27 protein-coding genes and 1 tRNA gene are annotated in these 24,681 nt (G+C 68.8%); 11 read left to right on the top strand and 17 right to left on the bottom strand.

Annotated elements, in window-relative coordinates:
- Positions 1–25: 25 nt before the first annotated feature.
- Positions 26–379 (bottom strand): PilZ domain-containing protein, encoded by a 354-nt coding sequence (locus EV278_RS04240; RefSeq protein ID WP_347812815.1) that lies wholly within the window; start codon positions 377–379, stop codon positions 26–28.
- A 203-nt stretch (positions 380–582) separates the two neighbouring features.
- Between EV278_RS04240 and EV278_RS04235 the strand changes: the two genes are divergently transcribed.
- Positions 583–1,575 carry a glucokinase gene (locus EV278_RS04235; RefSeq protein WP_132087026.1) on the top strand — a complete coding sequence of 331 codons (993 nt, stop codon included), beginning with the start codon at positions 583–585 and terminating at the stop codon, positions 1,573–1,575.
- A gap of 4 nt (positions 1,576–1,579) precedes the next feature.
- Here the strand turns inward: EV278_RS04235 and EV278_RS04230 are convergent, their stop codons facing one another.
- The 3 genes from EV278_RS04230 to EV278_RS04220 are packed head-to-tail and all read right to left on the bottom strand — an operon-like array spanning position 1,580 to position 3,989.
- A complete protein-coding gene (locus EV278_RS04230; protein ID WP_132087024.1) occupies positions 1,580–1,870 on the bottom strand; it encodes a hypothetical protein in 291 nt (96 codons plus the stop codon).
- 31 nt (positions 1,871–1,901) lie between these two features.
- Positions 1,902–3,572 carry a pilus assembly protein TadG-related protein gene (locus EV278_RS04225; RefSeq protein WP_279389365.1) on the bottom strand — a complete coding sequence of 557 codons (1,671 nt, stop codon included), beginning with the start codon at positions 3,570–3,572 and terminating at the stop codon, positions 1,902–1,904.
- 6 nt (positions 3,573–3,578) lie between these two features.
- The gene (locus EV278_RS04220) at positions 3,579–3,989 is read right to left on the bottom strand and encodes a TadE/TadG family type IV pilus assembly protein (RefSeq protein WP_243692076.1); all 411 of its coding nucleotides are present in this window, start codon (positions 3,987–3,989) and stop codon (positions 3,579–3,581) included.
- Between the two features lie 267 nt (positions 3,990–4,256).
- Here EV278_RS04220 and EV278_RS04215 point away from each other — a divergent pair, with 267 nt between their 5' ends.
- On the top strand, positions 4,257–5,153 hold the full coding sequence (locus EV278_RS04215) for a type II toxin-antitoxin system prevent-host-death family antitoxin (protein WP_132087018.1): 897 nt from the start codon (positions 4,257–4,259) through the stop codon (positions 5,151–5,153).
- A 152-nt stretch (positions 5,154–5,305) separates the two neighbouring features.
- On the opposite strand, the gene EV278_RS04210 is transcribed toward EV278_RS04215, so the two are convergent.
- From EV278_RS04210 to EV278_RS04200, 3 genes are all read right to left on the bottom strand, one after another.
- Positions 5,306–5,725 carry a VOC family protein gene (locus tag EV278_RS04210; RefSeq protein WP_132087015.1) on the bottom strand — a complete coding sequence of 140 codons (420 nt, stop codon included), beginning with the start codon at positions 5,723–5,725 and terminating at the stop codon, positions 5,306–5,308.
- Between the two features lie 79 nt (positions 5,726–5,804).
- The gene (locus EV278_RS04205; RefSeq protein WP_132087012.1) at positions 5,805–7,070 is read right to left on the bottom strand and encodes an RNA polymerase sigma factor; all 1,266 of its coding nucleotides are present in this window, start codon (positions 7,068–7,070) and stop codon (positions 5,805–5,807) included.
- Positions 7,067–7,474 (bottom strand): YciI family protein, encoded by a 408-nt coding sequence (locus tag EV278_RS04200; protein WP_132087009.1) that lies wholly within the window; start codon positions 7,472–7,474, stop codon positions 7,067–7,069. The genes EV278_RS04205 and EV278_RS04200 overlap by 4 nt, the downstream gene beginning before the upstream one ends.
- A 314-nt stretch (positions 7,475–7,788) precedes the next feature.
- On the opposite strand from EV278_RS04200, the gene EV278_RS04195 reads away from it, so the two are divergent.
- Complete coding sequence (locus tag EV278_RS04195; protein ID WP_132087006.1) at positions 7,789–8,583, top strand: hypothetical protein; 795 nt, start codon at positions 7,789–7,791, stop codon at positions 8,581–8,583.
- 68 nt (positions 8,584–8,651) lie between these two features.
- The gene (locus EV278_RS04190; RefSeq protein ID WP_132087003.1) at positions 8,652–9,572 is read left to right on the top strand and encodes a hypothetical protein; all 921 of its coding nucleotides are present in this window, start codon (positions 8,652–8,654) and stop codon (positions 9,570–9,572) included.
- A 269-nt stretch (positions 9,573–9,841) separates the two neighbouring features.
- Here the strand turns inward: EV278_RS04190 and EV278_RS04185 are convergent.
- Both EV278_RS04185 and EV278_RS04180 read right to left on the bottom strand, forming a co-directional pair.
- Positions 9,842–9,918 (bottom strand) — tRNA-Met (locus EV278_RS04185).
- Positions 9,919–9,962: 44 nt separating this feature from the next.
- The gene (locus tag EV278_RS04180) at positions 9,963–11,030 is read right to left on the bottom strand and encodes a glycosyltransferase (protein WP_132087000.1); all 1,068 of its coding nucleotides are present in this window, start codon (positions 11,028–11,030) and stop codon (positions 9,963–9,965) included.
- 142 nt (positions 11,031–11,172) lie between these two features.
- Between EV278_RS04180 and EV278_RS04175 the strand changes: the two genes are divergently transcribed.
- The gene (locus EV278_RS04175) at positions 11,173–12,390 is read left to right on the top strand and encodes a PQQ-dependent sugar dehydrogenase (RefSeq protein ID WP_132086997.1); all 1,218 of its coding nucleotides are present in this window, start codon (positions 11,173–11,175) and stop codon (positions 12,388–12,390) included.
- 139 nt (positions 12,391–12,529) lie between these two features.
- On the opposite strand, the gene EV278_RS04170 is transcribed toward EV278_RS04175, so the two are convergent.
- Genes EV278_RS04170 through EV278_RS04155 form a run of 4 tightly spaced genes read right to left on the bottom strand, consistent with a single transcriptional unit; the run spans position 12,530 to position 14,646 of the window.
- Positions 12,530–12,901: a hypothetical protein gene (locus EV278_RS04170; protein ID WP_132086994.1), complete on the bottom strand. Its 372-nt coding sequence runs from the start codon at positions 12,899–12,901 to the stop codon at positions 12,530–12,532.
- 58 nt (positions 12,902–12,959) lie between these two features.
- Positions 12,960–14,075 (bottom strand): NAD(P)/FAD-dependent oxidoreductase, encoded by a 1,116-nt coding sequence (locus EV278_RS04165; RefSeq protein WP_132086992.1) that lies wholly within the window; start codon positions 14,073–14,075, stop codon positions 12,960–12,962.
- Complete coding sequence (locus EV278_RS04160) at positions 14,072–14,347, bottom strand: type II toxin-antitoxin system RelE/ParE family toxin (protein ID WP_243692075.1); 276 nt, start codon at positions 14,345–14,347, stop codon at positions 14,072–14,074. Before EV278_RS04160 ends, EV278_RS04165 begins: the two co-directional genes overlap by 4 nt.
- The gene (locus tag EV278_RS04155; RefSeq protein WP_132086989.1) at positions 14,344–14,646 is read right to left on the bottom strand and encodes a hypothetical protein; all 303 of its coding nucleotides are present in this window, start codon (positions 14,644–14,646) and stop codon (positions 14,344–14,346) included. The genes EV278_RS04160 and EV278_RS04155 overlap by 4 nt, the downstream gene beginning before the upstream one ends.
- A gap of 144 nt (positions 14,647–14,790) precedes the next feature.
- Between EV278_RS04155 and EV278_RS04150 the strand changes: the two genes are divergently transcribed.
- Positions 14,791–15,900: a hypothetical protein gene (locus EV278_RS04150; RefSeq protein WP_132086986.1), complete on the top strand. Its 1,110-nt coding sequence runs from the start codon at positions 14,791–14,793 to the stop codon at positions 15,898–15,900.
- Between the two features lie 8 nt (positions 15,901–15,908).
- On the opposite strand, the gene EV278_RS04145 is transcribed toward EV278_RS04150, so the two are convergent.
- Both EV278_RS04145 and EV278_RS04140 read right to left on the bottom strand, forming a co-directional pair.
- Complete coding sequence (locus EV278_RS04145; RefSeq protein WP_132086983.1) at positions 15,909–16,154, bottom strand: hypothetical protein; 246 nt, start codon at positions 16,152–16,154, stop codon at positions 15,909–15,911.
- A gap of 37 nt (positions 16,155–16,191) precedes the next feature.
- A complete protein-coding gene (locus tag EV278_RS04140) occupies positions 16,192–19,644 on the bottom strand; it encodes an indolepyruvate ferredoxin oxidoreductase family protein (protein WP_132086980.1) in 3,453 nt (1,150 codons plus the stop codon).
- 142 nt (positions 19,645–19,786) lie between these two features.
- Here EV278_RS04140 and EV278_RS04135 point away from each other — a divergent pair, with 142 nt between their 5' ends.
- The 4 genes from EV278_RS04135 (at position 19,787) to EV278_RS04120 (ending at position 21,865) form a co-directional block, all read left to right on the top strand.
- Positions 19,787–20,284 carry an Lrp/AsnC family transcriptional regulator gene (locus EV278_RS04135; RefSeq protein ID WP_029589380.1) on the top strand — a complete coding sequence of 166 codons (498 nt, stop codon included), beginning with the start codon at positions 19,787–19,789 and terminating at the stop codon, positions 20,282–20,284.
- 64 nt (positions 20,285–20,348) lie between these two features.
- On the top strand, positions 20,349–20,600 hold the full coding sequence (locus EV278_RS04130; RefSeq protein WP_132086977.1) for a type II toxin-antitoxin system ParD family antitoxin: 252 nt from the start codon (positions 20,349–20,351) through the stop codon (positions 20,598–20,600).
- The gene (locus EV278_RS04125) at positions 20,597–20,893 is read left to right on the top strand and encodes a type II toxin-antitoxin system RelE/ParE family toxin (RefSeq protein ID WP_132086974.1); all 297 of its coding nucleotides are present in this window, start codon (positions 20,597–20,599) and stop codon (positions 20,891–20,893) included. The genes EV278_RS04130 and EV278_RS04125 overlap by 4 nt, the downstream gene beginning before the upstream one ends.
- Before the next feature lie 81 nt (positions 20,894–20,974).
- The gene (locus EV278_RS04120; RefSeq protein ID WP_132086972.1) at positions 20,975–21,865 is read left to right on the top strand and encodes a pirin family protein; all 891 of its coding nucleotides are present in this window, start codon (positions 20,975–20,977) and stop codon (positions 21,863–21,865) included.
- Between the two features lie 36 nt (positions 21,866–21,901).
- On the opposite strand, the gene EV278_RS04115 is transcribed toward EV278_RS04120, so the two are convergent.
- On the bottom strand, positions 21,902–22,285 hold the full coding sequence (locus tag EV278_RS04115) for a hypothetical protein (protein ID WP_132086970.1): 384 nt from the start codon (positions 22,283–22,285) through the stop codon (positions 21,902–21,904).
- Between the two features lie 209 nt (positions 22,286–22,494).
- Here EV278_RS04115 and EV278_RS04110 point away from each other — a divergent pair, with 209 nt between their 5' ends.
- Entirely contained in the window at positions 22,495–23,514 is a 1,020-nt protein-coding gene (locus EV278_RS04110; RefSeq protein WP_132086968.1) for an adenosine deaminase, read from the top strand.
- Between the two features lie 181 nt (positions 23,515–23,695).
- Here the strand turns inward: EV278_RS04110 and EV278_RS04105 are convergent, their stop codons facing one another.
- A complete protein-coding gene (locus tag EV278_RS04105; RefSeq protein WP_132086966.1) occupies positions 23,696–24,676 on the bottom strand; it encodes a DegT/DnrJ/EryC1/StrS family aminotransferase in 981 nt (326 codons plus the stop codon).
- Positions 24,677–24,681 lie beyond the last annotated feature (5 nt).

The raw sequence follows: 24,681 nt of genomic DNA, 5'->3' as shown, positions 1-24,681 counted from the left end.
CCGCTCGGTCGGCGCCCCGGACCGTCTAGCTGGCCGAAACCCGTCCCTGGCCGGCCTGCCAGATGCGCTTTGCCGTCTGCAGGGCGGCCGGCGCCAGGCCGCGCAGGTCGTGGCTCCTGACGATCTTCAGGCCCAGTTCGCGATCCTTCTGCCAGATCACCCGCACGTCATGGGCGTAGCCGGCAGCCAGATCGACCAGCTGAAAGGCGTTCGGCGGCGTGGCGCCGGACAGCATCTGGATGCGCAGACCAGTGTCGGACTGGTCGCGCACGACACAGTCCCACGCGAAGGCGCCGCACAGCACCTTCCCGGGATTTTGCATCGTGACGCGGGGACCGGCGCGCCGGTCGAGAGCTCCGCCAGAACCAAACTTGGACATGATCTTAACAACGCGCGGCGGCGTTAATCGGCGGTGCAATGGAAGAGTTTATTTGCGGGTGACCACGTCCGCGGGCCTGGTTTTTTCTCCGGAACGTCAGGAACCTTGGACAAGCACGGTTATTTAGCCGGTAACCTGCTCGCGGCTACTGATCGGCCCAGCCGGCGAAGACCGGCCATTGAGGAAACGAAGAGGATGAGCCGATGACCCATGGCGTGGCGCTGTTGGCCGATGTGACCGGTCGCGACCTGATCATCGCCCTGGCCCGCCCTGGCGACGCGCCCGGCGAGCACCGCGTCCTGCCCGGCTCCACCTCGCTGGAGCTGGAGGCCAGCCTCAAGTCCGTGCTGACCGAATTGGACGCCAACGTCCTGGTGGGCGCGGCGGTCGCCGCCGCCGGTCCGGAGATCGACGGCGCGGTGACCCTGACCAGCACCGGCCTGACCGTATCCTTGACCTGGCTGCGTCACGTGCTGCGCACGCCTCGGGTCTATCTGGTCAACGACTTCACCGCTTGCGCCATGGGCGCGCCCAAGGTCGCCGAGACGGCGCTGGACCTGATCCATCCCGGCAAGGTCGCTCGCAACGCCGCGATCGCGGTGCTCGGTCCCGACATCGGCCTGGGCGTGGCGGGCCTGGCGCCGCTGCGCGGCGAGGGCTGGCTGGCCGTGCCCAGCGAAGGCGGTCACATGGACTTCTGCCCGGTCGAGGCCCGCGAGGCCCCGATCTTCTCGGCCGTCCGCGCCCGCCACGGCGAGGTCTCGGCCGAGCGCCTGCTGTCCAAGGAAGGCCTTAGCGACATCCACTGCGCCCTGGTCAGCGACGGGGATCCTCTTGTCGCGCCCGAAAATGACAACGTTATCATCGAGCGAGCGCTGTCCGGCGACGCCCAGGCCCGAGAGGCGATCTCGATCTTCAGCGGCCTGCTGGGCGGTTTCGCCGGCGACATGGCCCTGGTCTTCGCCGCCCGCGGCGGGGTGTACCTCAACAGTCCGCTGCTGGAGGCCATCGGCGGCTTGCTGGACCGCGAGGCCTTCGTCCGCCGCTACAGCAGCAAGGGACGGATGAGCCACTACCTGGCCGAGACGCCGGTGTTCAGCATGCCCGGCCGCCCGGCCTTGCTGGGCCTGTCCAGCCTGTTCACCCCCAGCGACATGCGCTACGCCGCCTCGGACGTGAAGTTTCTCGACTGCTGAGGCCTCAGTCCGGCCGCCAGCCGTTGCGCAGCAGGTCCACGGCCAGCAGGTGGGCGGTCTCAAGCGCCATGTCCTCCAGCTGCTCCAGCAGGGCCAGACGCTGGGCCTGGGTGCGGGCATGGGCGTAGAGGGCGCAGATCGCGTGCAGCCGGGCGCGGATGTCCAGCGGCGGGGCCGGCGCGTGCAGCAGCGGATTCTCCGGCAGTTGGGCGGGCGCCTCGCCCTTGCGGCCGAAGGCCCGCTGGGGGGCGTCGAACTCCAGCGATTCCAGGCCGGGCCAGTCGAGGGCGCTCATTGTTTCACTCCGGTCATGCGTGTCGAAACCATCAGGCGACCAGGGCGGCGACGCCGCATCGGAGGCCGTTGACCCGGACGTCGGCCTCGCCGACGCCGAGCCCCAGAAGATCGGTCAGGGAGGTGATCACTCCGTCCAGAGGCGTCGCCGCCGCCGCCAGCAGCGGCTTCAGCGCCGCCAATATGGCCGCGTCGTCGAGGCCGACATGGATCAGGCTGGCGAAGTCGACGTCCAGGTCGAGATTGGTCAGCAGCGAGGCGGTCGCCGCGGCCAGGGTGTCGTTGGTCTTCACGGTCTTGACCGCGCCGGCCTTCACCTCCGCGGCGGTGAACGACACCGTCTGCCAGGACGCGCCGCCCAGCGCGACGTCGGACTTGCCGCTCACGTCGAACAGCGGCGCCTTGACCAGCTTGGCGGGCGTGACGGCCAGCGGCCGCTTGAAGTCGTTCAGCGCGGTCAGGTCGATGTCGCCGATCTTCAGCGACCCGATGCTGGGCTTGACCTCCAGCGTGGCGGCCTTGTGCCCGCAGTCGATCTCCTTCAGCCGCGCCTCGCCGGACGCCAGTTCGACCAGCACCGGCAGATGGACCTGGGCCAAGCCGCCCAGCAGGCCCGAGCCCGCCAGCTTGGCGTCGATATAGAGCCGCGCCTGGCTGGTGTGCACGACCACCGTCTTGTCCTGGGTGACCGTCATGTAGGGCGCGTTGTTCATCGGCTCGCCGATCGCCAGCCAGACGTCGGTATCGGCAAGACCCGGCACGGTGGCGCCCAGGTCCAGCTTGAGTTGCCGATCGCCATTGCCGGCCTGCAGCACCGCCTGGGCCAGGTCCATGGCGCTCAGGGCCACCGTGGCCGCCGAGCCGCCGGCCACGTGATCCTGGTCGCCATACGGTCCCAGCGACGCCAGGGCGTCCAGATGAGCCGGTGTCCGGTCGCCGGCCGACAGGGCTAGGGTCCGCGTCGCCGAAGCGGCCTGGCTCTCGCCGCTGGCCGACAGCACGTCGGCCAGGGCCTGCAGGGCCTGGCCAGTGGTCAGGTCGGCCTGCAGCACCTGGTCGTAGGTGGGGCCCTTCAGGTTCAGCCGGGTGGAGACCGCGTCGAGATAGCCGAACAGGCTGACATCGGCGTCGGCCAGGGCGTCATAGTCCATCACCGACAGATTGACCTGGCTGCCGGTCAGGTCGCCGAGTAGGACGTTGGCCAGCCCGCCCTTCAGGCTGGCCAGGCGCGAGCCGATCGAGAAGCTGGCCAGATCGGCGCGGGCCGCCGTGGCCTCGCGGCGCATCGGCACGGACGGTCGGCCCAGCAGCGCCGCCCCGAAGAACAGCTCGGCCTCGCTGGCGACCGAAACCTTGACCGCGTCGGGGTCCTGGGCGGTCGCCTGGAAGCGCGTCTTCACGGGGATCGCGGCGTCACCGATGTAGCGCCCCAGGGTCACCGTCGTCTGCGGCGGGGTGCGCCAACCGTCGCCGTTGGCCGTCACGGTCGCCTGGGCGGCGATCTGGGCCCGGCCGATGTCGTTGGCCGCCGTGATCGCCGCCAGGTCGGCGACGCCCTGCAGCCGGCGGCTCTGCAGATAGACCCAGCCCATGTCGACGGCGAGGCCGGCCAAGGCCAGAATCAGGGTCAGGGACATGGCGGTGATCACCGCCACCCCGCCCCGTCGGTCCCGACGAAAGTCCGCCCCTCGCAAACCGCGCATCGGACCTCAATAGCCTCCCAGTTGCACCGAGGCCTGGCGGCGGATCTGGTCCGACGGCATGGGGGTCAGCCCACGCACCGCGAAGGCGAAGGACTGGGCCGCGTCGTAGGACACGGCCACGGTCAGTCGTCCGTCGTGGTCGATCACCTCGGTCGACACCTTGGCCGGGATCAGTTCGGCGTCGCCGGCGCTGGCGGCGACGGCGGCCTTGGCCAGGCTGGCCCGCTCGGCGGCGGTGGTTCCCGGGATCGCCGCCCGGGCGGCGTCGTTGGCCAGCTGCTGGACCGAATGCGACATCCAGAAATAGCCGCCATAGCCGGTGATCCCCATCAGCATGAAGATCAGCACCGGAGCCAGGAAGGCGAACTCCACCGCCGTCGCGCCGGATTGATCGCCCCGAAGTCGCCGACGGGTCATTACCGGTCCACAGGCCTTTCTCATCGCCCTACCCCTTCTCGCGAAGATTGCGCAAGCAGGATCGTCCCGTCGTGGATGCAGCCAAGTTTATCTGGATAGTCTGTAAAATACGCATTTTACGGCGACAGCCTGTCTCGCCCAAAGGCTGTCGCCGTCAATTGTCGCTCAACCACCACGATGTTAACTTAACAAGGGACAGGAACATTTCGGCCGAGCAAAATCACGGCAAGACGGAGATGACTGATTCTCCGTATTTTCTGGGGCGCCATGACAAACGACTCTCCCGCCACCCACGCCACGGCCGGCGAAGTCAGCCGGAACTTCGGCCAGTGGCAGGACGTCGCCTTGACCGCCCCGGTGATCATCACCCATCACGGCCGCCCTCGCGTGGTGCTGCTGTCGGCCGACCGCTACGCCAGCTGGAACAACCTGCCGATGGCGGCCGGCAGCGCGGAAGCCCACGTCGCCGAGACCAGCCGCGAGGCCCTGCTCGAGCAGATGGCCGAGGGCTTCATCGCCCTGGATCCCACGCTGCGGGTCACCAAGGTCAATCCGGTGTTCGAGGCCCTGGCCGGCCGCAGCGCTGGCCAGCTGGTCGGGTCGGGCTGGAGCGACCTGTTCCCCCTGCCCACCCAGGCGGTGATCGCCGAGCAGATGCGGCGGGTGCTGCGCACGGGCGAGGCGGTCGAGTTCGAGGCCGACTCCACCGTCCAGCCGGGTCGTTGCTACGGGGTGCGGGTCTTCCCCTATCCCGGCGGCGTCGCGGCCCTGTTCGCCAACCGCACCGAAGAGCACAGCCTGCGCAGCCGCCTTCGCCACGCCCAGGCCATGCAGACGGCGACGGCCGCCCTGCCCCGCCTGGCCATCGCGCGGCTGAACATTCGCGGCGTGCTGGCCGAGATGGACGAGGACTTCCTGCGCCTGACCGGCTTCTCCAGCGCCGAACTGCTGGACTGCCGGCTGACCGACATCGTCCGCCCGTCCGACCGCCGCGCCCTGAGCCAGGCTCTAGAGAAGGTCCTGCAGGGCGGCCCGGCCGCCCGGGTCGAGACGACCCTGCTGGTTCGGGCCGGAGACGAGCGCCCGGTCGAGCTGTCCCTGGCCCCCGTCCTGCACGATGGGACGGCCGATGGGGTGATGGTGCTGATCCTGGCGGAGGCCTGAGCCCCCACCAGACTCGCCTGCTTTTCCGCTTCCCCACCTCGTCCTTCGACAGGCCCAGGATGAGTTTTCGATTGATCAGGCCTGTCCATGGTCCTCATCCCGAGCCTGTCGAAGGACGAGGACCATGCGCGGCGTTGAACGGCGATCCAGGTTCAGGCGGGCGTCGTGGCGAGCGACCACAGGAAGCCGTAGGGATCGCGAACCTGGCCGTAGCGGTCGCCCCAGAACATCAGCTGCACCGGCAGCACCACCGCGCAGCCGGCCGCGACGGCCCGCTCGAACCACTTGTCCACGTCATCGACCTGCAGGTGCAGGGTGAAGGCGCCGGGCTTTTCCGGCGGATAGCCGTGCTCGGGATAGAAGTCGCTGAGCATCAGCGAATTGCCGTTGATCCGCAGGTGGATGTGCATGGTCCGCCCCTGCTCGTCCGGCGGGATGCGGTACAGATCCTCGGCGGCGAAGGCCTTGATGTAGAAGTCGGCCGCTTCGTTGGCGTTGCTGGGCGACAGATAGGGCACGATGCCGCCGGAAACGGCGGGCAGGGCGGGCGTCTGGGTTTGGGCGTCGGTCATGGGTGCTCTCTCCTCTTCGGCCCAAAGGACGAGCGCCGCATAGCCCGCCCGACACGAGGCGAAAACTTTTTTGGCGGCCCTAGCCGCCGGCGCCTTCCTTGATCAGCCGGTCCAGGTGCAGGCGGATATGGGCGGCCTCGGCGGCGGTGTTGGCCAGGGCGATGGCTTGGTCGAAGGCGACGCGCGCCTCGTCCTTGCGCCCCAGCTGCAGCAGCAGCCCGCCGCGCAGGCCGAAGAAGTGGAAATAGCCCGACAGCTTGGGCGCCAGAGGCTCGATCATCGCCAGGGCCGCCTCCGGTCCCGCCACCTTCGACACCGCCACGGCGCGGTTCAGGGTGACCACCGGCGACGGAGCCAGCTGCTCCAGGTCGCCGTACAGCAGGTCGATCCGCGCCCAGTTGGTGTCCTCGGGACGCTCGGCGCGGTCGTGCTCGGCGGCGATGGCGGCCTGGACCAGGTAGGGACCGGGCCGGCGATGGCGCACGGCCTTGTCGATCAGGGCCAGGCCCTCGGCGATCATCCGGCCGTTCCAGAGCGCGCGATCCTGGTCCTCCAGCAGCACCACCGCCCCGTCGGCGTCGAACCGGGCCGGGGCGCGGGCATGCTGCAGCAGCAGAAGGGCGGTCAGACCCATGATCTCCGGCTCGCTGGGGAACAGCCGCAGCAGCAGGCGGGCCAGGCGAATGGCCTCGTCGCACAGGGCGCCGCGGGTCAGCAGTTCCTTGCCGCCGGCCGAATAGCCCTCGTTGAACACCAGATAGACCATGGCCGCCACGGCGTTCAGCCGCTGGGCCCGCTCCTCCAGATCGGGCGCGCCGAACGGCACGTCGGCCGCCCCGATCCGGGCCTTGGCGCGGGTGATCCGCTGTTCCATCGCCGACTCGCCGACCAGGAAGGCGCGGGCGATCTGGCGCACAGAAAGACCCGAGACGATGCGCAGGGCCACGGCCACCTGCTGGGTGGCCGGCAGGTCCGGATGGCAGCAGATGAACAGCAGCCGCAGCACGTCGTCGCGATAGTGCTCGCCGTCCAGCCGGTCGACCAGCGCAGCCTCGGCGTCCTCCAGGTCGGAGATCAGCTCCTCCGGCGGCAGGGGCGCCGACTTGCTCTGCTTGCGCACCCCGTCCAGGGCGGCGTTGCGGCCCACCAGGATCAGCCAGGCGGTCGGGTCGCGCGGCGGGCCGTTCTTGGGCCAGGCCTTCAGGGCCCGCAGGCAGGCGTCCTGGAACGCCTCCTCGGCGGTGTCCAGGTCGCGGAAATAGCGCAGCAGGGCCGCCACCGCCTGGGGCCGGGCGGCGGTCAGGGCGGCGTCGATCCAGGCCGCGTCGATATTGGCGATGGTCATGCCCCGATCCTCCTGGCCTGGGTCCGCGTCCCGTCGCCCCTCAGCGCGCCAGGACGATAGACGGCCAGGGGGCGGATTTCATAGGCGCCGCGCGCGGGATTGGCCGTCGCCAGGTCGCGGGCCACGGCGATGGCCGCCTCCAGGTCGGCGCACTCGACGACATAGAACCCCAGCAGCTGTTCCTTGGTCTCGGCGAACGGCCCGTCGATCACCAGGTGCTCGCGCCCCTTGCGGAGGGTGACGGCGGCCGTGGTCGGCAGCAGTCGGGCCGTCGCGCCCAGCCGGTCGGCCGCGGCCAGCTCCGCCTCGACCGCCCCCAGCCGCGCCATGACCCCGGCGTCCTCGGCCGGCGTCCAGGCTCCGACCACGTCCTCGAAAGTGTAGCAGAGAAGGGCATAGAGCATGGGATGGCCGCCTTGATCGTATCGAGGACGACCGACCGCCCCGCGATCCGACAGCGCCCGGCTCAAAAAAGGCCGCCCGCCCTGCGACAACTTGACCGGATGCAAGTACGCCGACACTCGCGACAAACGCGAACGGAATTGCTATGGCTAAGCTATACCCTGGGCCGCAAAGGCGCGGGAGACACGCGAACGCCGAGGCCGCGGGAACAAGCCACGGCCGGAATCTTCAGGCGATAGCGATTTAGACACAGTGACGCTTAGGGCGACCTTTCGCCCGGGACGAAAAGAACAAGACGGGTCGGGGGACTCCAGGAATGAAGAAGCGCTACCTCATCGCCCTGACGGGCGTATTGTCCTTTGGCCTGGCCATGGTCTTTCCGACCGTGCAGCGCCGCGCCGCCACCTCGCACATCTGGCGGCTGGCCGAAAGCGCCGCCGCCCTGCCCGCCAAGCCCGTCGTCCCGACCTTCGGCCAGGCCGACCGCGTGATCGGCCGCAACTTCGGCAAGCGCGTCTACCTCTTCCATGGCCTGCCCGGCCTGGACGGCTATTGGCAGAGCCCGGACCGACAGGCCCTGGTCGACGCCCTGCAGGAAGACGGCTCGCAGATCGTGGTCGTTCGCCTGCCCAGGGCCAGGCAGGCCTTCTACGCCGACGGCGGCGCGGCCTATTGCCAAGCGTTCAGGACCTGGTTCTCCGCCTTCGAACGAGGCGTTTCCCAGCGCTACGGCGCGGCCAGGGAATACACGGTCGGGATCAGCTACGGCGGCTACCACGCCATGCTCGCCGCCCAGGACCCGACCATCGACGGGTGGGCGGCGATCTCCCCGGTCACCGACCTGTCGCGGCTGGACGAGTTTCGCTGGCAGTCGAACAGCCGTTGCCAGCCCAGCACGCCGTCGATCGCCGCCAAGCCGGGCCTGATGGTCTACGGCCGGCACGACAGGCGCGTCGGCAGCGACCTGCTGTCGGCCGCCGCGGCCCGGATCGAAGGCGGCGGCAACGACCGGTTCGAAGCCGCCGACTTCGACGCCAAGGGCCATGGCTTGTCAGAGGAGATGGTGGCCAAGGTCGAGCAGTGGTACGGGCTGCAGCCGCCGGTGACTTAGCTTCGGAAGGAATTGCCGATTGAACGCTGATCAGCCAGAAAAAGCGTTCCGAGCGGCGGAGGGGGAACGTGGCAGAAAAGCGCAACGAAATGAGTAGCGAGTACTACTCCCATAAGCGCACCACCCTTTTATGCTCGACGGCGCTGTTTGTTTTGGCGTTGCCTGGCGTGAAATTTGGTGACATCAAATACGCCGACTTTGTATTGCGCGGCGTCATGCCCGGATTTGTACTTTTTTCGCTGTTTGTGGTCACTATTTACTACTTCATAAACTTCCTATTCCTCTGGCATCACGAAGCCTCCGCATATCTTCGAAACGAGCGGACAGGCCAGCGCGACCTTTTTGACAAGATCGAAGCGCAAATCTCAGCTCTTGAAAGGCACGGCGAGCAGATCGAGCGCCATTCCGCCCTCGCTGCAGACGCAATCACATGGGCTCGATCATCTTTAACATCGGTGATCGATCCGGCCCAGCAAGCCGACCACCTCAACACGCAGCATCATGCATTCGGCGCTCTTGATCCCGATTCTCCAGAAGTCATCAACGCGACGTCGGGGATCGGCGTGCAATTATCCGAACTTGGAAAACGCAATCGCGATCTTAATGATATGATTAAAGACTTTAAGGCTGGACTACTTGAGCAAACGCGCGTCGCTGCGGCGCTCTTATTTTCTCATCTCTACCACGAGCGGTTTCGGCCAGCCACAGACCGCCTGCTCGGAAACGCAGAGGTCGAGCGGCTTGCTCTAACCGCAGGACCGGAATTTGCAGCTGCTCGCAGTGAGCTTGAGGGAGCGATCTCCGAGGTCCGACGCTTCAGATCGGACCTAGTTTACGGGAACACGGTCACTCGCCTGCGTCTTTACGCAATCGATCTAGGAGCCCCTATCGGCGCTTTCGTCTTGGCGCTTGTCCACGTCATAGGATTGAAATGGCCAATATGCCTAGACTTGCCTCACCAATTGGCCGCCTGGGGACTGATCCACTAGCAGCCTTTGCCCGTCGTTATCCCCATGATGGCCGTTTCCAACAACCGAAGGCTTTGCGAACGCACCTCAGCCGCCCGGGTGCCGCCGTGTAGTCGTTGCGGTCCTCGGATTAGAGTTTGCCTAGGCCGATCTACCATTCGGCGCTTCGAGCAGATCGAGATCACTCCGACCTCACAGGCAAAAGTGCACCGGCCAGCGTAACGTTTGTCGGCCGCTTGGTTGAGTTCATAAAGGGCAATGAAACCGCCGGTTCCCCACATGGGGCCACGTGGTGGCTGGGGGCGGGATCGAACCGCCGACCTGTGGGTTATGAATCCACCGCTCTAACCATCTGAGCTACCCAGCCGCACGAAGCGGAGGCGGGCTTATAAGCGCAAAGCGGGGGCGGCTTCAAGCCCGTCCGAGCATCCGGTCCAGCACCGCGCCCAGACGCCGCTCCAGGCTGGCCGGACCGTAGTCGGCCAGCACCTTGGCGCGGGCGGCCAGGCCCAGGGTGGCGGCCGTTTCCGGCGTCGCGACCAGGCCGGCCAGGGCGCGGGCCAGGGCCGCGGGGTCGCCGGGCGGGACCAGGGCGCCGTCGACGCCGTCCGCGATCATCTCCACCGGCCCCGGGATCGCGCTCGACACGGCCGGCAGGCCGACGGCCATGGCTTCAAGCAGCACCAGCGGAAAGCCCTCCTGGTGCGAGGGGAAGGCGAAGACGTCGCCGGTCGCCAGGAAGGCCGGGACGTCGCCGCGCCAGCCGACCAGGCGCACGCGATCCTGCAGGCCATGCTGGGCGATCAGCCCCTCCAGCCGGGGGCGCTCGTCGCCCTCGCCGGCGATCTCGCAGTCGAAGGCCTGGCCCTGGTCACGCAGCAGGGCCAGGGCTGCGACCAGGACGTCGAAGCCCTTCTTGGGGTGCAGGCGACCGGCGGCGACGATGCGCGGCGGGCGGCTGCGGTCGCGGAACGGCGCCGCCTGGACGGACGGCGGCTTCACGGCGTTGGCCACGACATGCACGCGCTCGGCGGGGACGCCGCGCGCGACCGCCAGCTCGGCCAGGTGCCGGCCGACACAGACATAATGGGTGCGACCAAAATGGGGACTGGTCTTGTCCACGTCGAAGGCCGGCTTGTGCACGCAGACCGCCAGCACGGCCCCGGGCGGGGCGACCCTGGCCAGCAGGCGGGCCGGCCTCTGGCCGTGGCTGAGGATCAGGTCGGGCGCGGCGGCCCGGACGATCCGGCGGGCCGCGCCCAGGGTCAACGGATCCCAGTCGGTATAGGCCGGCATGGTGATCAGCGGCGGAACGCGGCCGGCCTGCTGGACGGCGACCTTGCCGCCGGCCCGCACCACCCCCGTGGCCGCGCCGCCCTGCGCGGCGGCGTAGGCCTCCAGGATCGGCTGGTAGTCGAGGAACACCTGCTCCAGGCCGCCCAGGCCCTTGCCCAGCATGGCGTGCAGGATGGCGGTCAAGGCGGGCTCCGTCCGTGGCGAGGCCGGACCTTGGTGGGGGGACGGGTTGGAGTCAACGGCATGCCAGGCGCTCGTCCAGGATGACAAGCCGGGCGTGGAATGACAACGTCGCCGCCGCCCCCTCCCCAACCGGACAGTTCCCATGCGTCTTCGCCATCTCGCCCTCGCCGCGCTGGTCCTGTCGGCGTGCGGCCCCGCCAACACCGTGCAGGCCCTGCCCCATCCGCCGGTCGAAACCGGTCCGCCCAACGCCCCCGACCAAAAGCCGGCCTTCCCGCAGCAGACCCGCGCGCCGGAGGAGAAGCTGGGCGTGGCCTACCAGGTCGAGACCCTGGCCACGGGCCTGGACCATCCCTGGAGCCTGGCCTTCCTGTCCGACGGGTCCAAGCTGGTGACCGAACGGGCCGGCCGCCTGCGGATCCTGGGGGCCGACGGCAAGCTGTCGCCGGCCGTCGCCGGCCTGCCGGCGGTGTTCGCCGAGGGCCAGGGCGGCCTGCTGGACGTGGCCCTGGACCCCGACTACGCCAGGAACGGCCTGGTCTACTGGACCTATGCCGAGCCCCGCGACGGCGGCAATGGCACGACGGCGGCGCGCGGCAAGCTGGTGCTGGGCGCCGCGCCCCGGCTGGAGAACGTCCAGGTGATCTGGCGGCAGATGCCGACTCTGGACTCGGCCCTGCACTTCGGCGGCCGCCTGGCCTTCGCCCGCGACGGGTCGCTGTTCGTCACCACCGGCGAGCGCTCGATCCTGCCCGGCCGGATGCAGGCCCAGAACCTGGACGCGGCCCTGGGCAAGGTCATTCGCATCCGCCCCGATGGCTCGATCCCCGCCGACAACCCCTATGTCGGCAATCCGCAGGCAAAGCCCGAGATCTGGTCCAAGGGCCACCGCAACGTCCAAGGCGCGACGATCAATCCCTGGACCGGCGAGCTGTGGACCGTCGAGCACGGCGCCAGGGGCGGCGACGAGATCAACACCCCCAAGGCCGGCAAGGACTACGGCTGGCCGACCATCACCTATGGCGAGGACTATTCGGGCAAGCCGATCGGCGAGGGGATCACCCAGCACGCGGGCATGGAGCAGCCGATCTACTACTGGGACCCGGTGATCGCCCCCTCGGGCCTGGCCTTCTACGACGGAAGCCTGTTCCCGGCCTGGAAGGGCAGCCTGTTCGTCGGAGGGCTCAAGGGCTACCTGGTGCGGCTGACGGTCAAGGACCACCAGGTGGTCGGCGAGGAGCGCCTGCTGTCGGAGCTGAACTTCCGCATCCGCGACGTGAAGGTCGGTCCCGACGGCGCGCTGTACCTGGTGACCGACGAGGATGACGGGCGGGTGCTGAAGGTCGTTCCCAAGCCCTGAGCGGCCATCACTTGCCCCCTACGGGCCTTCGGCCGTCTTCCCCCAAAGGGGGAAGAGCCTGAAGCGGAAGACTCCGCCCCCTATGGGGGCGGACAGACCGCGAAGCGGTCAGGTGGGGGCAAGTGCGTGAGCCGCTGGCTCACTTCGGCTTACCCTTCCTCGCCTCCCACAGGCTCGCGGCCAGCGACGGCTTGCCCTTCAGCAGGGTGGCGGCGGCCATGCCGGCCAGGAAAGAGGCGGTGGGGTGCTCCTGCATCATGGTCAGGACGCGCTTGTCGAGCGGCGGCTGGCGGGTCCTGGCCAGATGCCGCTTGTGCAGAGCCGACCAGACGGCGACGATCACCGCGGCCGCGATCGCCACGATGGCGTAGGCCCAGGCCGAGCCGACCCACTGGGCCAGGAAGGCGAACACCGCCATCGCCCCGGCCACCGCGGCGATCGCCGCGGCCATGATCAGGCCGGCGCCGGCCATCAGCCGCGAGATCAGCCTGTCGATGAAGTCATCCAGCATGTCGCCCTCCTGAAAAGCCGAAATTGCAACGCGCGAGACGCCCGTTGGTGGCAATCCCTTACGCCGTCAGCCGCCGCGCCACCTCGTCGCCGATCGCCAGCGAGCTGGTCAGGCCCGGGCTCTCGATGCCGAACAGGGCCATCAGGCCCGGCAGGCCGTGGCTGTCGGCGCCGCGCAGCTGGAAGTCGGGCTGCGGCGCGTCCGGTCCGTGGATCTTGGGCCGCACCCCGGCATAGTCGGGAACCAGCCGGTCGGCCGGCAGGTCCGGCCAGAACCTGCGGATATAGTCGGCGAAGGCCGCCGCCCGGGCGGGATCGACCGAATAGTCGGGGGCCGGGACGTATTCCAGGTCGGGCCCGAACACCGCCTGGCCGCCCAGGTCGTTGCGGTAGTGGGTGCCCAGGGCTCCGGGGATCGGCGGCGGATAGATCAGCCTCTGGAACGGCGCCTTGGCCGCCAGGCGGAAATAGACGCCCTTTCCGTAGTGGGCGGCGGGGATCTGGTCGGCGGGGAAGCCCTCGATCGTCGCGGCCACGGCCTGGGCCGACAGGCCAGGCGCGGTGACCAGCAGGCGGCAGGCGAGGCTGGCGGTCTCGGCCCCGCCGATCCGCACGGTGAAGCCGCCGCCCGCCAGGGGCGTCGCCCCCTCGAACGACGTCCTGACCACCACCGCTCCGCCGGCCGCCTCGATCTCCCCCCGCAGGGCCAGCATGTAGTCGTGGCTGGCGAACACCCCGCTTTCCGGCGACAGCAGCGCCGCGTGGGCGTTCAGGCCCGGCTCCAGGGCCCTGGCCTGGGCGCCGGTCAGGTGCTCCATGCCCTCGACCCCGTTGGCCAGGGCCTGGTCGTAGATCGCCTCCAGCCGCGGGATCTCGTCCTGGCGGGTGGCCACCACCAGCTTGCCGCACTTCTTGTAGTCGACGTGATGCTTGTCGAGGAACGCGTACAGCAACCGCCGGCCCTGGACGGAAAGCCGCGCCTTCAGCGAGCCGGTCGGATAGTAGAGCCCGCCGTGGATCACCTCGGAATTGCGCGACGACACGCCCTGGCCGATGTGGTCCTCGCGCTCCAGCACCGCCACGGTCAGGCCCCGCTGCGACAGGGCGTAGCCGCAGGCCAGGCCGACGGCGCCAGCGCCCACCACGACGGCGTCGAAATCGAACTCTTGAGTCATCTGAGGGTCGCCGAATGCACGATGGAGCGGACCAGAACCGCGTCGTCCGTCACTTCGTAGAAGACGACATAGGCTCCATGGGGAAGACGGCGAAAGCGAGGATGGTTGCCGACCGCCTGGGCCATGAAAGGAAAGGCAGCGAGCTTGTCCAGATCCGCTCGCAGCGCCGAAACGAACCGCGCGGCCGCGCGGGGACTGTCAGCCGCTATGTAGTCGCCGATCTGCTTCAGGTCGCGCAACGCGCGCGGCGTCACCACAAGCCTGCGGCTCACTCTCCCGCGGCCTCGGCGCGCGCTTCAAGATCCGCCAGCAGGTCCTCGAAGACCACGTTGGCGTCCAGATAATCCTTGGGATCGACCGTTTCCGCCTTGAGCTCGTTGAGAAAGCGTTCCAGCTTGTGGTCGCCGCCCATGAGCTCGGCGGCTCGGCGATAGTTGAGCTCGGCCAGTTCGGCGGCCAGAGCTTCGTCGATCGATGCGAACTCGCCCCGCGCCACGCGCTCGCCAAGGTCGAAGGCGTCCTCGGGCCTGAGCGTCACCGTCACGGGTCTGGGCTGAACCGGCTTGTTCATGCGCCCAGCCTACCACGCCGGCCGACGACGCCGCCACCAAGCTTCGTTGCCCTTTTTCGCGAGCTGTGAAACCTTGCTCGACAAGGTTGAGGGCGCAGGCCGCCAGGACGAGGTCCCGGGGCCGGCGCCCCAGGGAAGGGCATCATGAACTTCGGCGCCGCGCTCGATGTCGCGATCGGGCTGATCTTCGTCTACCTGCTGGTCAGCCTGTTCGTCACCGCGATGAACGAATACATCTCCAGCTTCCTCAACAAGCGCAGCGAATTCCTGCTCCAGCGGGTGCAGAGCCTGCTAGGCGGCGACGGCTCGGAAGCCAAGTCCGGCGAATGGTCGCCGCAAATGTGCGCGGTCTGGAACCACCCGCTGATCAACGCCCTGAAGTCGCACAGCCTGACCGAGGACCACGGCACCAAGCGCGGGGCGCTGCTGAAGAACGCCCCCTCCTACATCCCGGGCAAGACCTTCGCAGCGGCCCTGACCGAGACGCTGAAGCCGTCGGAAACGACCCATCTCAGCTTCGCCCAGCTGAAGACCGCCGTCGCCGGCATCGAGAACAACGAGCCCCTCAAGGCCGCCCTGCTGCCGATGCTCGACGACGCCGAGGGCAAGCTCGACGTGTTCCAGCAGAACGTCGCCACCTGGTTCGACCGGGCGATGGACCGCACCAGCGGCAGCTACAAGCGCTGGGTCCATCGATTGACCTTCTGGGCCGGCTTCGCCGTGGCGGTGGCTTTCAACGTCAATTCGCTGCAGCTGATCGACAACCTGTGGCGCGATCCGGTGGCGCGGGCCGGCCTGGTCGCCCAGGCCTCGCAATCGGCCCAGGGCGCCAGCGAGGCGCGCGACGTCGAGGCCAACCTGACCATGCCGGCGCCAGGACCGGCTCCGGCCGCGACCGAGGGCGACGAAGCCGCCGCGCCCGAATGCGCCTGCGACGGCGGCCAGAGCGCCGCCGACCTGGCTCAGGACCTGCCCCTGCCGATCGGCTGGAGCCAGGAGGGCCTATGCGCCCTGGTCCACGAGCCGCTGCTGTCCCTGCCGCCCAGCAAGCGGCCGCCTTCCGTCTGCAAGACGCCCTATCGCAGCGGCTGGAGCGCGACGGTGAAGATCTTCCTGACCCTGCTAGGGCTGGCGATCACCGGCCTGGCCGTCTCGCTGGGCTCGCCGTTCTGGTTCGGCATCCTGCAGTCGGTGACCAACATCCGCGCCACCGGCATCAAGCCGGACCGCGCGGACGGGACGGCGCAGAAGTAGGCGACGACTTAGTCGTTCGCCGAGTTGACGATCGAAGCCAGCAGCTCTTCGTGGAGGGCATCGTCGACCCGTCGTACATCCGCCCAGGCGGGAGACAGGTGCACCAACGACTTGCCCTCGACCAATGATAGGTTGAACCGATCGTGCAGCACCTTGATGCTCTCGATCTTCGAGAGGCCAGCCTGCCGCAGGAAGACGATCGCCGCTTCCGGCTGGTCGGGACAGGCCGACAGGATTTGGGGATCGATCTCCACCCACCAACCCTATCGACTTCGTCGCCAAACGAAAGCCCTACCCCTCCCACTGGCTCCACAGCGTCGCCGCCTCGGCCTTGGCCTTGGCCACCGAGGCGTCCTTGACGTGGCCGTAGCCGCGGATGTCCTGCGGGATCGAGGCGATGCGGGCCGCCAGCGGCAGGCGCTCGGGCGTCAGGCCGCCGGCCAGGCGGTCCAGGGTGAGCTCGTAGTCGGCGATCAGGCCGCGTTCCATGCGCCGCTCCTCGGTCTTGCCGAACACGTCCAGCGGTCCGCCGCGCAGGCCCTTCAGCTTGGCCAGCACCGGGAAGGCGACGTCCAGCATCCAGCCGCCGAACGCCATCTTGCGCGGACGGCCGTCCTTGTCCTTGGGGGCGAGGATCGGCGGGGCCAGCCAGACCTTGGCCTTGCCGCCCTTGAAGGTCCCGGCCAGCTCGGCCGCGAACCGGCCGTCGGTATAGAGGCGGGCGACCTCGTACTCGTCCTTGTAGGCCATCAGCTTGTAGAGGTTGACCGCCGCCGCGCGGGTCAGGGGCAGGCTCTTCTCCTCGCCGCCGGCCGCGACCTCCGCCGCGCGAACCTTGGCCACCTTGGCCAGATAGCGGTCGGCATAGGCCTGGTTCTGGTAGCCGACCAGGTCGGCGGAGCGCTGGGCGATCAACGCGTCCAGCGACATGGTCTCCGGCGTCGGCACGTCGGCGTCGCCCCCCTGCTTGCTTGAGGGCCCCATCGAGGCCGGATCGTGCGCCACGCGGCGGCCCAGCTCGAAGGCGGCCAGGTTGGACTCGTAGTCGACGCCGTTCAGCTTGATGGCCCGGTAGACCGCGCGGCTGGACAGCGGGATCACCCCGCGCTGCCAGGCGAAGCCGACCATGATCATGTTGGCGAAGATGGCGTCGCCGAACTGGGTCTCGGCCAAGTGCTGGGCCGGGCAGGCGTCGAAGCTCTTGACCGCGCCCTTGATCCGCCGGGCCATGGCCCCGCTGTCGAAGCGGATGTCGCGGCTGGTCACGAAATCGGCCGTGGGGGCGAAGTCGCTGTTGCCGAAGGCGGCGGTGCGGTCCTTGGCGTACAGCGACAGGCCCTCGGGCGAGGCGGCCACCAGCATGTCGCAGGCGATCAGCACGTCGGCGCTGGCGGCGGGCACGCGGCCGCCGACCACGGTCTCCTCGGTCTCGCCGATCTTGACGTGGCTGAACACCGAGCCGCCCTTCTGGGCCAGGCCCGTCATGTCGACCACGCTGCCGGAGCGGCCGTCGACGTGGGCGGCCATGGCCAGGATCGAGGCCACGGTTGTCACCCCGGTGCCGCCCACCCCGGTGAAGATGATCCGGCGCACCCCGTGGAGGTCGTCAAACACCGGCAGCGGCGTGGAGTCGGCCGTCAGGGCCGGAGCCTTCTTGGCCTTCGTGCTCTCGGCCCCCTCCAGGGTGATGAACGACGGGCAGAAGCCGTCGACGCAGCTGTAGTCCTGGTTGCAGGACGACTGGTTGATCTTGCGCTTGCGGCCGAACTCGGTGTTCAGCGGCTCCACCGACACGCAGTTGGACTTGATCGAGCAGTCGCCGCAGCCCTCGCAGACCAGCGGGTTGATGAACACGCGCTTGGTCGCCTTGGCCAGGGTCCCGCGCTTGCGGCGGCGGCGCTTTTCGGTGGCGCAGGTCTGGTCGTACAGCAGCACCGTCGTGCCGGGCGTGTCGCGCAGCATCTTCTGCACGCTCATCAGTTCCGAGCGTGGAAAGACGTCGACGCCCGGGGCCAGGTCGGTGACGCCCTGGTAGCGCTCCAGGTCGTCGACCACGATCACCGTGCGGGCCACGCCTTCGCTGGCCAGCTGGCGGGTGATCTGGGCCGGGGTGAAGCCGCTCTCGGCGCGCTGGCCGCCGGTCATGGCCACCGCGTCGTTGAACAAGAGCTTGTAGGTGATGTTGGCGCCGGCCGCGATGGCCGCCCGGATGGCCAGGGAGCCCGAGTGGTTGTAGGTGCCGTCGCCCAGGTTCTGGAAGACGTGTTTCTCGGTCGTGAACGGCGCGGCGCCCACCCAGGTCAGGCCTTCGCCGCCCATGTGGGTGTTCAGGTCGGTCATCGGGTCGTTGAAGCCGGCCATGTAGTGGCAGCCGATGCCGGCCAGGGCGCGGCTGCCCTCGGGCAGCTTGGTCGAGGTGTTGTGCGGGCAGCCCGAGCAGAAGAACGGCTTGCGGGCCTGGTCGGCGGCCAGGCTGACGGCGGCGACGCCAGCGGCCGAGACGCGGTTCAGATAGGCCTGGGCCCGTTCCATGTGCGGGCCGGGCGGCAGGCGGTCGTAGACGGCCAGGGCGATCTCGGCCACCGACAGCGAGCCCAGCTCCGACAGCAGCGGATGGCCGTGCTCGTCCAGCTTGCCGATGATCCGCGGGCGGGCGTGAGCCGGCAGGTCGTAGAGGGCGGCCCGGGCCTGGGGCTCGATCAGGCCGCGCTTGTGCTCGATGACCATCAGGGTTTCGAGGCCGGCGGCGAAGGCGCGAAGGCCCAGGGGCTCCAGCGGCCAGGGCATGCCGACCTTGTAGATCGACACGCCCAGGTCGGCGGCCTCCTGCAGGGTCATGCCCATGGCGGTGAACGCCTCCAGTACGTCCTTGTAGGCCTGGCCCTGGCAGACGATGCCCAGCCGCGCCTTGCCGACCCGCACGTGCGAGGCGCCCAGCACCACGCGGTCGATCCCATTGGCCCGGGCGAAGGCCAGGGCGGCGGGGATCTTGTGCAGGCGCAGGCGCCGCTCCTTCTCCATCGGCTGGTCCTTCAGCCGGATGCCCAGCCCGCCGGGCGGCATGGGGAAGTCGGGAATCGCCAGCCTGTGGCGGTTCAGCGAGACGTCGATGGTCACGCCCGAATCCATGGTGTCGGCCAGGGCGATCATGCCGGTCCAAAGGCCGCTGAAGCGCGACATCGAGATGCCCAGCAGGCCGTAGTCGAGCACCTCCTGCACGTCGGCCGGCGACAGCACGGGCATCTCGAAGTCCTGGAAGGCGAACTCCGACTGCGACGGCAGGGTCGAGCTCTTGCAGGCGTGGTCGTCGCCGGCCACGGCCAGAACGCCGCCGGTCGGAAAGCTGCCGGCGAAATTGGCGTGCTTGAAGACATCGCCGGTGCGATCCACGCCCGGCGCCTTGCCGTACCACATGCCGAAGACGCCGTCGTGAGTCGCGCCCGGGAACAGGTTGGCCTGCTGGCTGCCCCAGACGGCGGTGGCGGCCAGGTCCTCGTTCAGGCCTTCCTTGAAGACCACGTCATGGGCGGTGAGCAGCTTGGAAAGCCGCGCGGCCTGCTGGTCCAAGCCCCCCAGGGGCGAGCCGCGATAGCCGGACAGGAAGCCCGCCGTATTGAGCCCGGCCCGGGTGTCCAGGCGCTTTCGGTCGAGGAGAACGCGGATCAGCGCCTGCACGCCGGTGATGAACGCACGACCATCTTCGAGCAGATATTTGTCGTCGAGCGTGACTTCCGAGTGCCGCATAGCAAAAAAATTCCTCCCGGGTCTTCTCGCCCGCTCAGCAATATCTTATAGAAACGGGGAAATTGTTTGCCCAAGGTGTGCCCGTCCCAAGGCCGCTTTGCGCACGATCAACGCGCCAATCACCCTCTGGGGGGAGGAATTCTTGTCCGAACAACTCGACGCCGTGGATGCCAAGATCCTGGATCTCATCCAACACGACGCCGGACTGTCCGTCGCCGAGATCGCCGAGCGAGTCGGCCTGTCGTCCAGCCCGTGCTGGCGGCGGATCAAGCGGCTGGAGGACGCAGGCGTCATCCAACGCCGCGTGACCATTCTGGACCGCGAGAAACTGGGCCTGGGCTTCGAGGTCTATTGCACCGCCAAGCTGTCGCTGCCGACCAAGGAGAACCTTGAGGTCTTCGAACAGGCGGTCGCCAAGTGGGCCGAAGTGGTGCAGTGCGCCACCGTGACCGGCGCGGCCGACTACGAGCTGCGAATCGTCACCCGCGACATGCGCGCCTTCGACGAGTTCCTGCGCGACAAGCTGCTGTCGCTGGGCCTGGTCAGCAATATCGAGAGCCGGATCGTCATCCGCGGCGTCAAGAATTCGACGGCCGTGCCGCTGGGCCTGGTCAGCCCGTATGTGAGCCCGCTGGGCTGAGGCGGACTCGGACAGCATAGCAAAAACTGCTATATCTTGGCGCCGAAGCTGTCGGAGCAACGCCATGAACGTGTCCCTGACTCCCGAACTTGAGCGCCGGATCGCCGAAAAAGTCGAATCCGGCCTCTACACCACAGCCAGCGAAGTGGTCCGCGAAGGCCTGCGCCTGCTGTTCGCCGCCGATACGCTTCGGGACGGGCGACTTCAGCGATTGAACGCGGACTTGCAGATCGGTCTCGACCAGCTGGATCAAGGCGACAGCGTGACTGGGGAAGACCTGGCTCGCGAACTGGACCTCCTGCTGAAATCCGCATGACCGGCTACAAGGTCTCGTCGGCGGCGCGGCGGGACATTCTGGATATCGTCAGCTATATCGCCGCTCGCGACGTCGATGCGGCGACGAAGGTCCGCGACACGCTGCTGGCCGCTTTCGCTCGCTTGGCGCGGCGTCCGGCTCTGGGCCACGTTCGGCCCGATCTGACCAGACTTCCCGTGAGATTCTTGAACGTCATCCGTCGCTACAACGTGGCCTATCGAGACCATGGCGGGTCGGTGGAGATCGTCCGCGTCTTCGGTCCGGGTCGGGACATCCCGGCGCTTCTGCGCTGAACCTCGCCGCGCGAGATTTCTTCTAGAATCCCCAATCCGCAACCGCCACATTGCCCGCTCCACCACACCGGAGCCCTCCCCATGATCGACCTCGTCATCGACCAGCGCCGCAAGGATCTCGGCGGCTTCGAGGTCGGCCGCGTGCTGCCGTTCCACAGCCGGCGGATGGTGGGGCCCTTCACCTTCTTCGACCACATGGGTCCCGTCACGTTCGAGCCCGGCTTTCCGCGCACCGTCGACGTGCGCCCCCACCCGCACATCGGCCTGTCGACCCTGACCTACCTGTTCGAGGGCGAGATCACCCACCGCGACAGCGTCGGCTCGCAGATCGACATCCGGCCGGGCGAGGTCAACTGGATGACCGCCGGCAGCGGCATCACCCACTCCGAGCGCTTCGAGCACCTGCGCGAAGTCGGCGGCGCCATGCACGGCATCCAGGCCTGGGTGGCCCTGCCCGACGGCCAGGAGGAGATCGCTCCGCGCTTCTCGCACCACCCTCGGGACGAGATGCCGGTCTACGAAGCCAACGGCCTGAAGGCCGCCCTGGTCGCCGGCAAGGCGTTCGGCGCCGAAGCCAAGGTGCCGGTGTTCTCGCCGCTGTTCTACGTGCACTGGGAGCTGGCGGCGGGGGCCAAGGCCGGCCTGCCGGCCGAATATCCCGAACGCGCCGCCTATGTCGCCGTCGGCAAGGTCGAGGCCGCCGGCCAGGTGCTGCACGCTGGCCAGATGGCGGTGTTCAAGCCGGGCGAGACGATCACCTTCGAGGCGCTGGAGCCTTCGACCGTCATGCTGCTGGGGGGCGAACCGGTGGGGCCGCGCTTCATCGAGTGGAACTTCGTCCACTCGTCCAAGGAACGCATCGAGCAGGCCAAGGCCGACTGGCGGGCCCAGCGCATGAAGCTGCCCGACCTGGACGACCAGGAATTCACCCCCCTGCCCGAGCCCCCGCCGCCGGCCCAGCCGATGTCATGAGACCGGCTGGGGACAGGCGCATGCGCCTGTCCCCGATCAGAAAAAAGGCCCCGGCAGTCGCAACGGCCCCGGCCCGACCTCGTCGTCGGCCTCGCCCACCGCCTGGTAGTGCGTCACCAGCTTGGCGCAGGCGCCCAGGACCAGGGCTTCGACGAAGGCGGCCTCCCGCCCCGTGAGCCGGACGATCTCGGCCAGGGCGTGGCCACGGCCGGCGGCCATGTCCATCACCGCCGCCTCCTGGGCGGACAACGCCGCGCGAGCCCCCGCCAACCGTTCCACCGCGTCCAGCCGCTGGAAACCGTCGTCGCTGGCCAGCGCCTTGCGGTAGTCGCGGCCGTACAGGGCGGCGGCCTGGGCCTCGGCGAAGCCGATGTCAGGGCCGAGGTCTTCGATGGCGATGGGAAGCTGGTCGGTGGTCACGGAGCGGCTTCTAGCATGTTCGGGCCGCACCGACTTGCCCCCACCTGACCGCTTCGCGGTCTGTCCGCCCCCAGAGGGGGCGGAGCCTCACGCGCTGGCGCTCTTCCCCCTTATGGGGGAAAGACGACCGCGAAGCGGTCCGTAGGGGGCAAGTGATCACCGCACGATCCCTGTTGAACACCCCCGCCCCCGGCGCTCATAATCCCACCATGACCGACACCGCCCTCGAAACCTTCGTCCGCGGCCTGCCCAAGGCCGAACTGCACATGCATATCGAGGGCAGCCTCGAGCCCGAGCTGATGTTCGAGCTGGCCGCGCGCAACGGCGTGACCCTGCCGTTCAAGACTGTGGACGAGATCCGCGCCGCCTACGCCTTCTCCAACCTGCAGGACTTCCTGGACATCTATTACCAGGGCGCGGGCGTGTTGCTGACCGCCGCCGACTTCAGGGACCTGGCCCTGGCCTATTTCCGCCGCCTGAAGGCCGACGGCGGAACCCACGCCGAGATCTTCTTCGACCCCCAGACCCACACCGACCGCGGCGTGGCCTTCGAGACGGTGATCGACGGCCTGGTCGAGGGCATGGAAGAGGCCGAGCGCGAGCTGGGCGTGACGTCCAAGCTGATCCTCTGCTTCCTGCGCCACCTGGACGAGGCCTCGGCCTTCGCCACCCTGGAGCAGGCTAGGCCGCACCTGTCCAAGATCGCCGGCGTGGGCCTGGACTCCTCGGAGGTCGGCCATCCGCCCGCCAAGTTCGCCCGCGTCATGCAGGCGGCCCGGGACCTTGGCCTGAAGGTCGTGGCCCACGCCGGCGAGGAAGGCCCGCCGGCCTATGTCTGGGAGGCGGTCGACATCCTCGACGTCGACCGCATCGACCACGGCAACCGCGCCCTGGAGGACGACTGCCTGACCGCCCGCCTGGTCCAGGACGGCACGACCCTGACCGTCTGCCCGCTGTCGAACCTGAAGCTGTGCGGGGTGTCGGACCTGAAGGACCATCCGCTGAAGCGCATGCTGAAGCTGGGCCTAAAGGCGACGGTCAATTCCGACGACCCGGCCTATTTCGGCGGCTATCTGCTGGAGAACTACGTCCAGACGGCCCAGGCCCTGGACCTGACGCGCGACGAGCTGGCGACCCTGGCCAGGAACAGCTTTACCGGCTCGTTCCTGGACGAGGCGGAAAAGGCGCGGCGGGTGGCGGAGGTCGAGGCGTACGTGGCGGGACGTTGACCGGACTTGAACCCTCTCCCAGAGGGAGAGGGAGGGGCCCATCGCATCGCGATGGGAGGGAGAGGGGTTTGGACGTCAGACGGCGTGCCGGCAGGGCGCTGAGTGAAATCGGATAAGGTGTAACCCCTCATCCTCCCACGCTTCGCGCGGGCCCCTCCTTCTCCCTTTGGGAGAAGGCGAGTTAAAGCGCCTTCCTGACCGCCTCCGCCAGCTCGTCCAGTTCGGCGATGCCGAGATCGGCGTGGAACGGCAGGCTCAGCACCGACTGGGCCAGGCGGTCGGCCACGGGGGTCTGGTCGCGGATCACGACGCCCGGGCCGACCGGGTTGGTGGCGTAGCCCATCTCGGCCAGCCGGGCCGCGACGATCGGAGCGGTTCCTTCCGGCAGGCTGACGACCCAGGCGTCCGACACCCAGCTCATCCCCCAGCCCGGCTGGAAGCCGACCCGAGCGCCCAGCAGCAGCATCCGCAGGCGCTGGGCGGCGGTGGCCAGGCGCAGGCGCTGGCCCGACCAGCCTTCCAGGCCCGCGTCGCCGACGAAGGCCGGCGCGTCGAGCCGGGCGACGAAGTCGGCGTCCTGGCTGGCCACGAATACGCCACGCCCGCTGGGCAGGCCGACGATCACCGGAACCGGCGCTTCCATGACCACGTCGAAGCCGTCGGTGGCGTCGACCACGATCGGCAGGCCGGTCTCGCGCTGGAAGGCCGCCCAGGCGGTCATGTCGGGCGCGCGGCCGAAGGCGCAGGTGGGGACGATGGCCTCGATCGGCGGCGGGGCCTGGCCCAGGCGCCCGCGCAGGTGGACCGGATCGAACATCCAGCTGCAGGGATCCACGTCGACCAGCCAGGGCCGCAGGCCGGCGGCGGCGATGGCCTCCAGGGTGGCGGCCGAGGCCAGGGCCGGGACGATGCAGACGCCGCCGCGGCGAACGCCGGAAGCGACCAGGGCGGCGGTCAGGGCGGCGACGCGGTCAGCGACGGCGCGGACGGCGGTGGGACGGTCGAAGCGCTCGGCCAGCCGGGCGTCGAGCCCCGGGGTCAGGCCTTGTCGCAGCACCCTCTCCACGGCCGCGAAATCCTGGGGGACGCCGGCGGCGGCCAGGGCCGCCTCGGCCTGGGCCTGCCTGCGGACTTCCGGCGACACTTGGGGGTGGGCTTGCATCACAC

It is taken from the genome of Caulobacter sp. BK020, from assembly GCF_004342605.1.
Classification (GTDB): Bacteria; Pseudomonadota; Alphaproteobacteria; order Caulobacterales; family Caulobacteraceae; genus Caulobacter.
The sequence above is the reverse complement of the archived record's forward strand: the minus strand, read 5'-3'. Positions and strand labels throughout refer to the sequence as shown.